Here is a 12,321-nt window from a genome sequence, read left to right on the forward strand (position 1 = left end):
TGCGTGAAAAATTTGAATACCTATTATTTTATTAGGCCAACGACTTCCGGGCTTCTCTTTTCATCATCAGCAAGCGTTGCAAGACGATGAACAAACATAATAAAAAGGCAACAGCAATCTTGGTCCACCATGAGCTTAACGTTCCCTGGAACATAATCAGGGTCTGAATCACTCCCTGAATCAGCACACCAAAAAGAGTTCCCGTAACAAAGCCGATACCGCCGGTGAGCGGCGTACCGCCAATGACGGCTGAGGCAATGGCATCCATTTCCATGCCAACGGCATGCAATCCGTATCCGGAGAGCATGTAAAAACTAAAAACAATTCCCGCCAGTGCCGAACAAAATCCGTTAAACGTGTACACGAGCACTTTGGTGCGCCCCACAGGCAACCCCATTAACAGGGCCGATTGCTCATTACCGCCGATAGCGTAGGCGGTACGGCCGAATTTAGTATAGTTGGCCAAATATAAAGTAAACAAAAAAAGAACCAGTGCGATGACCACACTAACGGTTATGGTAGTATCAAAAGGCAAATGGATTCGCTGCGTGGCAATCGCCTGATAAACCGGGTCGGTAATCATAATGGTATCAATACTTATCACATAACAAAGCCCCCGGGCAAGAAACATGCCGGCCAGCGTAACAATAAAAGGCTCAATTTTGAAATAATGAATCAAACAACCCTGCCCGAAGCCGAAGAGGGAGCCAACACATAACATTGCCGGCATCACAAGATACGGGCTGATGTGTTTGGTTTCCAGCATATAGGCGGAGAGCATGGCAATTAACGCAATGACCGAACCAATTGAAATGTCGATGCCGCCGATAATCAGCACAAAGGTCATGCCAATCGCCGTAATGATCAGGAAAGAATTGTCAATAAAAAGGTTAAAAAAAACCTGGGCGGAAAAGAAGCCGTCAAATAAGACGGACCCGGCGGCAAATAATGTTAAAAACAAGAAGATGGTAATTAAGAGATTAATATATTTATAATTTAGCTGCAGCTTTTTCATGCCGAATTCCTCCTTGTATCCATCTTCCAAGCATTAATTTACGGAAGTGATCCGACTGCAACAAGCAGATGACAATTACAACCAAAGCTTTTACAACCAGAGTAATTTCCGGTGGAACACCAATCAGGTAAATGGTTGTAGTAATACTTTGAATCACCAAGGCGCCGATCAAGCTTCCCATCAGTGAAAACTTGCCGCCGCTTAAGGAATTGCCGCCCAAAGCAACCGCCAAAATCGCATCCAGCTCAATAAACAGACCGGCATTATTTCCATCCGCCGACTTTACATTGGAACAAATGATCAGTCCGGCTATTCCCGCGCATAACCCGCAAAATGCGTATACCCCAAATATATATTTTCGCACATCGAGTCCCGAAAATCTGCTGGCAACGCTGTTAATGCCGACCGATTCAATAAACATTCCTAGAGCCGTTTTACGAATCAGCCAGTAAGTCAGGATAAAAACCGCGGCTACAATATAAATAGTAAACGGCAAGGCAAAGAGATACCCATTGCCGATATAAAAGAATGGTTTATAATAAACGGTTATAATCTGGCCTTGCGTAATTAATTGAGCAATCCCTCTCCCCGCAGTCAACAGAATTAAAGTTGCAACCACAGGCTGAATACCAATTCTGGCTACTAAAAAACCGTTCCACATTCCCAACCCGGTTGTCACGGCCAGAGCCGCCAATATGGCCAGCGGCATAGGCACCAGGGTCACGAACTTCTGCACCCCGTCAACATACACCAGCTTGCCGCCGATCAGGGACGCAGCAACTGCTCCCGAAATGGCAATCAGGGATCCTACGGAGATATCAATCCCTTTTGTGGCAATAACCAGGGTCATGCCAATAGCCAGCAGCATCAAAGGAGCGGCCCGGTTCAATACGTCAATAACAGAACCGTAGAGATGCCCCTCCTTCATTGCGAGAGAAAAGAAATCTTTGGTAAATAATAAGTTGAACAGTAGAACCAGGGCCAGGGCAAAGAGAGGCCAAAACAACTGGGATTTGAAAAACCTATGCCAATTTACCATATTATTGCACCTCAGCGATTGTCTGCATGACAAACTTTTCTTCAATTTCCTTCCCGGTCAATTCCGCGATTTTCTTTCGGTCCCGTAAAACGGCCATTCGTTGGCAACAACGAATCGATTCATCCAGTTCGGAAGATATGAACACCACGGACATCCCGTCATTGGCTAAGGACAAAATCAATTTTTGAATTTCCACCTTGGTTCCCACATCAATTCCCCGCGTAGGTTCATCCAGAATCAAAAGCTCCGGCTCCGTCAGCAGCCACCGGGCTAAGATCACTTTTTGCTGGTTACCGCCGCTTAATGTTCTCACGACCTGATCCGGTCCAAATGTCTTAATGTTAAGCAATTCAATATATTTGGCAGCGATTTCTTCCTGCTTTTTCCGGGGAATGTATTTCATCCATCCTAATTTTACCTGTAAAGCGAGAATCATATTTTCCCGCACCGTTAACGTTTCAATAATTCCTTCGGTCTTTCTATTTTCCGGACAAAAACCGATCCCGCAGCGAATTGCAGCGGCGGGGGAATTCACTTTAACTTTCTGTCCCTTAACGAATATTTCTCCGGTATCGGCCTGATCGATACCAAAAATCATTCTGGCCATTTCCGTTCTTCCTGACCCTAACAAACCAACAAGCCCCAGGACTTCCCCCTTATTAATATTCATATCGAAAGGTTGGATGGAGCCTTGCCGGCCGAGGCCTTTTACCGTTAAATAGGCATTGCCGTCATTTTTTTGCATCGCTTTACCGGCCATATTTGTTCCCTCTGCCGATCCATCAAACTCTTTACCGATCATTTTCGCAATTAATTGCACTTTGGGCAATAATGCCGTTTCATAAACTCCGACTAATTCCCCGTTACGCAAGACGGTAATCCGGTCGGATATGGCGTAAACTTGTTCTATAAAATGAGTTACGAAGATAATTCCCAATCCTTCCTGTTTCAATTGCTGCATGACTTTAAAAAGCATTTCCACTTCTTGGGCGTCTAAGCTGGACGTGGGCTCATCCAGGATTAATACTTTAGCGGAGATATCCAGAGCCCTGGCAATGGCCACCATCTGCTGCACAGCCACTGAATATCGTTCCAACGGTTGCGTGACATCAATATGAAGGTTCAATTTCGCCAGCAGCTCCGCCGATCTGCGGTTAATTCTCTGCCAATGAATACTGCCGAAACGGATTGGTTCTCTGCCGATAAAAATATTTTCCGCCACCGAAAGATTAGGGCATAGATTCACTTCTTGATAAACTGTGCTAATTCCCAGTTCTTGCGCCTGTTGCGGCGACTTGGGGCTGATGCGCCTGCCGGTGAGGAAAACTTCTCCCGCATCCGGCTGTTCGACTCCGGTTAGGACTTTAATTAAGGTAGACTTGCCAGCGCCGTTTTCTCCCATCAAACAATGAATTTCTCCCGGATTTAATTGAAAATCTACGGCCGAGAGTGCCGTAACACCGGGAAATCGCTTGATGATTCCGGTGGCTTTCAATAATGCATCGTTTTCTGTCATTGCAGTTAAAATTCACCTCCATAAAAATCAGCATTTCCGAGTATAAACCCCCATTTCGCACCCTGAACTTATAGCGACAATATTTCTCCCAATTGATAGGCACAAAGTAAATAATGAGTTTATATTTCGTTTAAAATTCTCTCAGTTTATCTTTTCCAGGAGAATTATTATCGAATGACAGAGGACTGCGAAAAGTGGGATAAAAGGAAACTTCCACTCCGTCAGGGGTCATCTTGACCAAAGATAACCCCTGTCTTCTCTTTCGGAATAGGGAGTGGCAATTCATACGACCGAAACTTTTTTAATATTTGCGGTTGGGAAGTTCTTTGGCAGCAACTTCCGCCGGGAAGACGCCTTCCTTCGTAAGAATTCTTTTCGGCAGTTGTTTACCAGTCATCAAGTCTTTTGCCGCTTCCATTAACTGAGGTCCCAATAATGGGCTGCACTCGACGGTGCAATTGAGTTTGCCGGCGATCATCGCTTCAAAAGCGCCTTTAACTCCGTCAATGGATACAATCACAATATCTTTGCCGGGTTTTAGACCGGCCTCCTCAATGGCCTGGATGGCACCGATCGCCATATCATCATTATGAGCAAATAGAACGTCAATTTTCTGTCCTTCCGCCTGAGCCGACTTTAAGAAAGCTTCCATAACTTCCTTACCTTTAGCCCGGGTAAAATCACCGGTCTGGGATTTAATGATCTTATAATTGGGATGGTCTTTTAATACTTCCTCAAACCCTTTTTTACGGTCAATAGCCGGGGCGGAGCCTACCGTGCCTTGCAATTCCACAACATTTACGGGTTCGTTATCCTTTTTCATATAGTCAACCAGCCATTTTGCGGCCCGTTTTCCCTCTTCCACAAAGTCGGAACCCATGAATGTTACATAGTAATCCTCTGCGTTGCCACTGCTCATTTTGATTGCCCGGTCGGTCAGGATAACGGGTATTTTAGCAGCTTTGGCCTCTTTCAAAACATCATCCCATCCGGTTTCGACGACCGGCGAGAAGGCAATCACATCGACTTTTTGTTGAATAAAAGAACGGATTGCTTTAATCTGGTTTTCCTGTTTTTGCTGTGCATCGGAAAATTTAAGCTCAATTCCCGCCTCTTTCGCCGCCGCTTTTATCGATTCCGTATTCGCGGTTCGCCATTCACTTTCCGCTCCAACCTGGGAAAAGCCCAAAACAATCTTTTTGTCCGCTTTCGGAGCGTCCGATTTCGCCGCTTCCTTTTTCGTGCCGCTGCCGCATGCCGCCACGACGAAAAGCATCGCCAGCATGGCAACCGCCGCAACCACTTTTGTCCACTTCTTCACCATACAGTCCCTCCTTATATTTATTGGGTTCATTCTGATTATAGTAAAATAACGCTTGGGAATATTTAGAATAATCCGTCAATATTTGCAAAATTCCATACTAATTCCAGTTAAATAAGAAAAACCGCTAACACGGTCTTTCGGTCCATGGCGCAGGGCTCAGGGCGAAAAAAAGACACCTTAATTAAAAAGTGTCTTTTGAAATCAGCGTTTAATATTTTCTATAAGGTAATTCTTTCCGGGCCACTTCCTGGGAAAAAACCTCTTCGGACGTAATAATGCGAACCGGCAACTGTCTGCCGGCAACAAGCGTCTTCACTGCCTTCATTAATTGCGGCCCCAACAGGGGATTGCATTCCACCGTACAGTTCAGTTTACCGGCAAGCATCGCATTAAAAGCATTCTTGGTCGCGTCAATCGACACAATAACAATATCTTTGCCGGGCTTTAGACCAGACTCTTCAATGGCTTCGATGGCGCCTAACGCCATGTCGTCATTGTGGGCAAAAACAGCCTGTATATCCGTTCCGTTCCGTCTTAAACAGTCTTCCATTACCTTTTTACCTTCGTCACGGGTGAAGTCACCCGTTTCGGAATCAACGATTTTAAATTGCGGATGTTCCCGGAGAATTTCTTCAAAGCCCTTTTTACGGTCAATGGCCGGTGTCGACCCCACAGTGCCCTGCAGCTCAACAATATTTACGTTTGTTCTTCCCTGCATATTCTGTACCAGCCACCGGGCCGCCCGCCTGCCTTCTTCCTCAAAATCAGCCCCGATAAACGTTGTATACATTGAATCATCAAGATTGACCGTCCGGTCGGAAATAATAACAGGAATCCCCGCCGTTTTGGCCTCTTGCAGAACTTCTTCCCAGCCATCTTCAACGACCGGCGCAAACGCGATAACGTCTACCTTTTGTTTAATAAAATCCCGGATTGACTGAATTTGAAGCTCCTGTTTCTGGTCGGCCTCCGTAAATAGCAGTTCAATCCCTTCATCTTTTGCCGCTTGCTTAATTGACGCAGAATTGGCCAGACGCCACTGGCTTTCCCTTCCTAATTGCGAAAAGCCTAAAACGATTTTGTGCTTGGCTTTAACATTGGGGACCGGTTCATTCTGGCGGTCGGTATACAAAGCAACATTATCCCGGGTAATTTTATTGCTCCGCAAAATAATTTTTTTCGGAATTCCTTTTTCATGATTTAAAATATCGATAGCATATTGAACCGCTTCCTTGCCACCGGTAGGACAGGTGAAGGTGCCTTGCAATATCCCGTCCTTAACTAACTGCAAACCGCCATTTGCGCCCGGCAATCCATCGATTCCCACAAAGCTTACCCCCTGCAGCCCGAGCTCCCGGGTCGCTTTATAGGCCCCCAGCGCCATGGGATCGTTGTGAGCAAAAACGATATCCACATCGGGATATTTCTTAAGTATTTTCTTCATCTCGTCCTCGGCTTTATCCCTCTGCCAGTCGGCTGCAACCCGGTCCAATATTTTTATATTGCCGTATTTATCAATAACCTCCTGGAACCCTTCGCTTCTGTCCCGCACCGGCGGTGAACCGTTTAAGCCCTGGATTTCAATAATATTACCGCCTCTGCTGCCCAATAAATCAGCGACAAACTTACCGGCCTGTTTCCCTATGGAATGATTGTCGGGACCGATAAATAATGTATAATCATATCCTTCTACGGCCCGGTCCAGGACAATAACCGGTATCTTTTTATAGGCTTTGGCAACAACCGGCGTTAAAACGGAGGCGTCATTAGGGGATATAATCAATAAATCAATCCCCTGCTGCAGCAATTTTTCCACATCATTTATCTGTTTTTGACTGCTTTGCGCCGCATCCGTAAAAACAACCCGCAGATGTTTATGTTTTCCTGCTTCCTCTTTTATTTCCCGGGTCATTACCACCCGCCACGGTTCTATTAAATTAGCCTGTGACACGCCAATTAAAAACTGGATTTGATTCCTTTCCTCCGCCCGCTCCTGTTCGGTTGCACAGCCACTAAAAAAAAGTGTCACAAGGCAAACGATTAAAAAAAATATAATTTTATCAGCCTTTGTCACGGCATTCAACGGTCCAACCTCGCTTCCTGTATTCTTGCGGTGAAATACCTAATGCCTTTTTAAAAGCCGTACTGAAATAGTGCTGGCTGCTATACCCCACCCGTTCGGCAATTTCATATAACTTTATCATGGGGTCATTCATAAGCTGAATGGCCTTTTTTACCCTTACATGGGTTAAATAATCGACAAAGGATATCCCTGTTTCTTGTTTTAACAGCCGGCTCAAGTAAGTAGGACTAATCTGCAGGGTCTTAGCCACCTCCTGCAAAGACAGTTCTTCTTTAAAATAATTCATTTCAATATGCTGCCGGCAAAGCAATACCACAGGTGTGCAATTTTCCTGAACAGCAACGGCCGCAACCAGTTCTTTATAAACTTCCGGTACATCGGTATCGATATCTTCAATTTGTTTCTGTCCGGTAATAATAATATGCTTTAACCTATTTTCCACGGTCTGCTGAAAAATTGAACCCAAATCAAGCCAGGCAGGGTAATTATGTATCGGGGCCAGAATCACAAAATTATCAGCATTATCCTTAAAAATTTCACTGGGCTGCCAGTCAGAGAGTAAATCGGCAATCACATTTTGTACGGCAAACAGTAAAAGCGGTCCGTCCCATTCCTTAATCAGCTCACTGCGATTTAATTTGGGAATTACTTTTATTAGAATCATACCGGTAACCGAAGAGAATTGAACGCCCAAATACCGTAATTGTTCCAGTGCTTCCGCTGCCGGTAAGCCTGTTATCCATTGCTTAAAGACTGACTCTTTAAGAACGCCGCCATTTTGTTTCATTTGCCGGTCCGCCCAATTTATGTAGCGGCTTTTGGAATGGAGCAAGGCCAATTCGCTGTGTGCCTTGGTTAATACCGCCATTAGTTGTTCTTTAGCAACCGGCTTTAGAAGATAATCGAAAACTTTCAATTTAACAGCTTGCTGGGCATAAGCAAATTCGTCGTAGCCGGTAATTACGATAATCATGCAATTTTCCAGGCTGCTGCGCAATTGTTCAACGAGCTGCAGCCCATTTAGAAAGGGCATGCAAATATCAAGCAGTAAGATATCCGGTTTCAGTTGGTTAGCCATATCGAAAGCCATTTCACCGTCGGCAGCTTCCCCCACAACCTCCATATCCAGGTCCTGCCAGTTAAGACTGCCTTTAAGGCCCCGCCGGATTTTGGGTTCATCATCGGCAATCAGAACTTTCCACATTGCCCCACTCACCTTACCTTTCCACAAGAGGATGCCAAATTTCGACTGTAGTACCTTCTCCATATATACTCGTAAATTGTATACCGAACTCGTTGCCGAAAGACAAGCGGATTCGCTCATGGACGTTAAAGGTTCCATATCCCGGATTATCCGGATTTATTTCTTTATTCTCAAGCATCGCCCGGATTTGCTGCATTTTTTCCGGCGTAATGCCGATTCCGTTGTCCTTAATAACGAAATGTAACTTTCCTTCTGTTTTTTGCGCATTAATCAGGATGGCTCCCCCACCGCGTTTCGCATTAATCCCGTGATAGATCGCATTCTCCACCAGGGGCTGTAAAATTAATTTTATGACATAAAAATTCATTATTTCTTCCTCAAAATTGATTTCGTAGGACAGCCGGTCTTCATATCTCGCTTTCTGGATGATGAGATAGCTTTTGATGTGCTCCAGCTCTTCGCCGACTTTGATCATTTCCTTTCCTTTGCTGATGCCGATCCGGAATAAATTGGCCAGGGCGCTGATAATTTCGACGATATCGTCCGCACCGTGTCCCTGAGCCATCCATTTTATTGTATCCAGTGTATTATATAAGAAATGTGGTTTGATCTGGGCTTGCAGCGTTTTTAATTCCGCTTCCCGCTTACTCTTTTGCTCCTTATAGACCAGGTCAATTAGTTTTCTGATTTCCTCAATCATATTATTAAAACTATTGCCTAACTGCCCGATTTCATCATTATATTTACTGTTAAAATGTACGTTTAAATCTCCTTCCTCGGCCATTTTCATCAGACTTCTCAGCTTGCTTAACGGCTTGGCAATGGCAGAGGTAAAGAAAAAAGCCGCAATCACCGCCAGCAGTAATGTAAAGGCCCCAATCAGCAATGAATAATAGCGAATGTTCGTTACTTCCGTCAACGTTTCATTTAAGGGAAAAACGCCAATCGTTTTCCATTTCGTATAGTTGGACTCTTTATAAATAATTTGATAAAGGCTTCCTTTAACCATCTTCACGATACTGTCCGATTGTCCAGTCAGCCAGTCCGGGTTTACGCGGTACACAATTGCGTTAACCGGTGCATAGACGATGCCGCCATTGGGATCAATAATAAACAAAAAACCGTTTTTTCCCAATTTAATATCTTCGATTACTTTCTTAATAATATCCAGTTTCATATCAATTAAAATAACACCGAGCGTTTCTTTTGAATCGGGGTCAATAACCGCTTTCGCTATGGCGACTACATCGTCGGCGCTATATTTTAATCTGGTAGTAATATTTCTGCCAATTGGCTTGCTGAATAATTGGATCTTCCCGGGAAAAGCCGCGGCCTGCCTGTACCACGTTTCCATCGTCAGCGGGTCTCGGGCAATGCGATACATTTCATTGCTGATAAACAAATCGTTCTTATTTACAATTAATATACCGGCAATTTCCGGGTGAACATCGGTGAAGGTTGTTAACGTTCTTCTAACTTCCTTTTCCAAGGGAGCATTGCTATTTTTTTCTTTAGTACGCAAAAATTCAATAACCTGCGGTTCCTGAGCAATATAATGTGTAATATTTTCCATATCATGAATGTAGAATTCTACATTTCTGGTAACTTGTTGAATCATTTGCACGGTGTGAACATTAGTCTGTTCCTCAATCGAACGGGTATAAATAACATTTCCTAATAACCCCAAAGTAACAATAGGAAATAGAATTAAGGATAAAAAATAAAACAGCAGTTTAAAGCGAATACTTTGGCCGCGAAAAACAAATGAAATAAAGCCTAAATAGTTCCGCCATCTCTCTCGCATACAATAAAATTCCTTTTAAATTTTTTAAAAAGATTTAATATTTACTCTTCTCTTAATTATCCAGCAAATCCTTTTAACATAAGGAAAAAAATGCAAAAAGCACCAGCTTTTCCGGAAATTAACTCCTATTTTTCTAAAAAGAATACCCTTTACCGAAGTAAAGGGTGCACGGAATATCTGCCGGCAATATTAATAAAGATTTGGAAAATATCGGTCAGAGCCAACACTCACAAAATATTAATCCTTCTGAAGAAAAGTAATTGTGCTACTCTTTGCGAAGTTGACCGCATAACTATATATAGATTCATTCGCTCCAAGCACGGGGTACTCGGTAATTTAGCAGCAAAATGCTTATCCTAGGGCCGTACGGTTTCGACCTTCACTTTTTGCCCGATACAAGGCCTTGTCGGCTTTTTCCAGCAAACCGGCAGGGGTCATTCCCTGTTCCGGAATAATGGCAGCAGCCCCAATGCTTACTGTCACATACTCAGATACTGTAGACATTGGGTGAGATATTTGCAATGACTCAATATCTTTCCGCATCTTTTCCGCTACAATAAAAGCATTTTCCGCCGGTGTTGAGGACAAAATAGCCACGAATTCTTCTCCCCCATACCGTGCTACAAAGTCGCCGCCCCGGATCGTTGAATTTTTCAAAGCTTGCCCTACCTGCCTAAGACAGTCATCCCCTCTTAGATGCCCGTAATAATCGTTGTATTTCTTGAAGTAATCTATGTCCAGCATTAGAACGGATAGACTATCCCGGTTTCGCAGGGCCCGTCGCCATTCTTTATCGAAAGCCTCATCAAAATACCGCCTGTTAGCTATACCTGTCAACCCATCCAACAAGGAAAGTTTTTCCAAAAGATCCCTGTATTTCTTCAACTCCAGGTGATTTCTCACTCGCGCCTTAACGATCGACTGATTAAATGGCCTGATTATATAGTCAATCGCGCCAATATCCAATCCTTTCGTGATATCTTCGGTATCACTCAGCGCCGAAATAAAAATGACTGGAATATTCCGGGTTTGAGGATTCTTCTTTAGGCTTGTACATACTTCATACCCATCCATTTCCGGCATGATTACGTCAAGTAAAATCAGATCCACATTTTCTGAAGTAGCAATGCTCAATGCCTGCTCTCCAGAGGTTGCACAAAAAATTTCGTATTGATCCGCTAACATGTCGCGCAAAATTTGAACATTCAGGCGGGAATCATCTACGATTAAAATGGTTTGTCTTGCAGATTCCATATAACCTCCTAAACAAGAATCATTGATTTATCACGTCCGACAGCAGGCTGTGAACACAATAAAAAATGCCAGGTGTAATTGATAAACTCAATTGCAACCTGGCAATCATAGGCTCCCGCCCTTAGACCCATAGTTTTGCGCCCCTACCTTTAGGAAGGTTAGCCTGATTATAGCATTTTCTGCATTATTCGATAAATATATTTAAATTCCTTCATAATTAGGACTTATCTCTCTCAAATTATACGGTAAATTCCCCACACAACCGGACTGCTCATCTGCTTAATCAGTATCCTGTATTCATTATATCTTCGTTATCTTAAACATATATCTATTATGTGGAGGTATTGAAATGATAGGGATCAAGGTCATGAAATTCAGTCGGCACAAAGTATATTTGGCCATGATTTCATTTTTAATATTTGGTCTTATAATGGGCAAAATAGGATTTACCCTTTGGGACGAACTGGAACTATCGTCTATTCCTAACCAGCCAACAGCAGCGCCAAGAGGCAAATTATCTATTGTTATAAAAACTTCCTCCCGTATTTTGGAACTTTACAATGATGGCCAGTTATATAAACAATATCGAATTGCGGTGGGTAAAAGCGATACGCCAACACCAATTGGCGATTGGATCGTTATTTGGAAATCCTATAGGTCCGGTGATATTTTTGGTACGCGCTATCTTGCGCTCGATGTGCCGTGGGGCGGTTATGGTATTCATGGCACGAATCAACCGTGGAGTATTGGCCGCTTTGCCAGTCATGGTTGTATTCGTCTGCGTAATAAGGACATAGAAGAATTATATGACTGGGTACCAGTGGGAACGCCGGTACGGATTGAAGGAGAAAAAATTAATATTAGGCGGGAACTCCGGTATGAATTGTTTGGTACAGACGTAGTCCAATTACAGGTAAAATTAAAAGCTTTAGGGTATCTTGAGGGAAGAGCCGATGGCTTCTTTAATAGGGACACGGAACAAGCCGTAAAGCGGTACCAGCATGACCACGGCCTTGCAGTAACAGGAATAGCTGATTTTAAGACACTCACTATGTTAGGATTGTAAATATGATAATAAAATA

The 12,321-nt window shown here is 43.6% G+C and carries 10 protein-coding genes and 1 riboswitch; of the genes, 1 reads left to right on the forward strand and 9 read right to left on the reverse strand.

Annotated features, from left to right (window positions below):
- Positions 1-31: 31 nt before the first annotated feature.
- The 9 genes from yjfF to LUCIF_RS27040 all read right to left on the reverse strand — a co-directional run bounded on the left by yjfF (position 32) and on the right by LUCIF_RS27040 (position 11,370).
- A complete protein-coding gene (gene yjfF, locus LUCIF_RS16690) occupies positions 32-1,015 on the reverse strand; it encodes a galactofuranose ABC transporter, permease protein YjfF (protein WP_122629022.1) in 984 nt (327 codons plus the stop codon).
- Positions 990-2,054: an ABC transporter permease gene (locus LUCIF_RS16695; RefSeq protein WP_122629023.1), complete on the reverse strand. Its 1,065-nt coding sequence runs from the start codon at positions 2,052-2,054 to the stop codon at positions 990-992. Before LUCIF_RS16695 ends, yjfF begins: the two co-directional genes overlap by 26 nt.
- A gap of 1 nt (position 2,055) precedes the next feature.
- Positions 2,056-3,570: a sugar ABC transporter ATP-binding protein gene (locus tag LUCIF_RS16700; protein ID WP_122629024.1), complete on the reverse strand. Its 1,515-nt coding sequence runs from the start codon at positions 3,568-3,570 to the stop codon at positions 2,056-2,058.
- A gap of 301 nt (positions 3,571-3,871) precedes the next feature.
- Entirely contained in the window at positions 3,872-4,894 is a 1,023-nt protein-coding gene (locus LUCIF_RS16705) for an ABC transporter substrate-binding protein (RefSeq protein ID WP_207857885.1), read from the reverse strand.
- Between the two features lie 208 nt (positions 4,895-5,102).
- Positions 5,103-6,923, reverse strand: a complete 1,821-nt coding sequence (locus LUCIF_RS16710; protein WP_207857886.1) for a substrate-binding domain-containing protein — start codon at positions 6,921-6,923, stop codon at positions 5,103-5,105.
- Between the two features lie 31 nt (positions 6,924-6,954).
- The gene (locus tag LUCIF_RS16715; protein WP_122629025.1) at positions 6,955-8,181 is read right to left on the reverse strand and encodes a response regulator transcription factor; all 1,227 of its coding nucleotides are present in this window, start codon (positions 8,179-8,181) and stop codon (positions 6,955-6,957) included.
- Positions 8,182-8,194: 13 nt separating this feature from the next.
- On the reverse strand, positions 8,195-9,985 hold the full coding sequence (locus LUCIF_RS16720; RefSeq protein ID WP_122629026.1) for a sensor histidine kinase: 1,791 nt from the start codon (positions 9,983-9,985) through the stop codon (positions 8,195-8,197).
- Between the two features lie 351 nt (positions 9,986-10,336).
- Positions 10,337-11,239 (reverse strand): diguanylate cyclase, encoded by a 903-nt coding sequence (locus tag LUCIF_RS16725; RefSeq protein WP_122629027.1) that lies wholly within the window; start codon positions 11,237-11,239, stop codon positions 10,337-10,339.
- Positions 11,240-11,247: 8 nt separating this feature from the next.
- Positions 11,248-11,370, reverse strand: coding sequence for a hypothetical protein (locus LUCIF_RS27040; protein WP_279386966.1), 123 nt, complete (start codon positions 11,368-11,370; stop codon positions 11,248-11,250).
- A riboswitch (cyclic di-GMP riboswitch) is annotated at positions 11,329-11,413 on the reverse strand. (Overlaps the previous gene by 42 nt.)
- Positions 11,414-11,588: 175 nt before the next feature.
- Here LUCIF_RS27040 and LUCIF_RS16730 point away from each other — a divergent pair.
- Complete coding sequence (locus LUCIF_RS16730) at positions 11,589-12,305, forward strand: L,D-transpeptidase family protein (RefSeq protein ID WP_122629028.1); 717 nt, start codon at positions 11,589-11,591, stop codon at positions 12,303-12,305.
- Positions 12,306-12,321 lie beyond the last annotated feature (16 nt).

It is taken from the genome of Allolucifera butyrica, assembly GCF_900476375.1.
Lineage (GTDB): Bacteria > Bacillota > Negativicutes > Sporomusales > UPPP01 > Lucifera > Lucifera butyrica.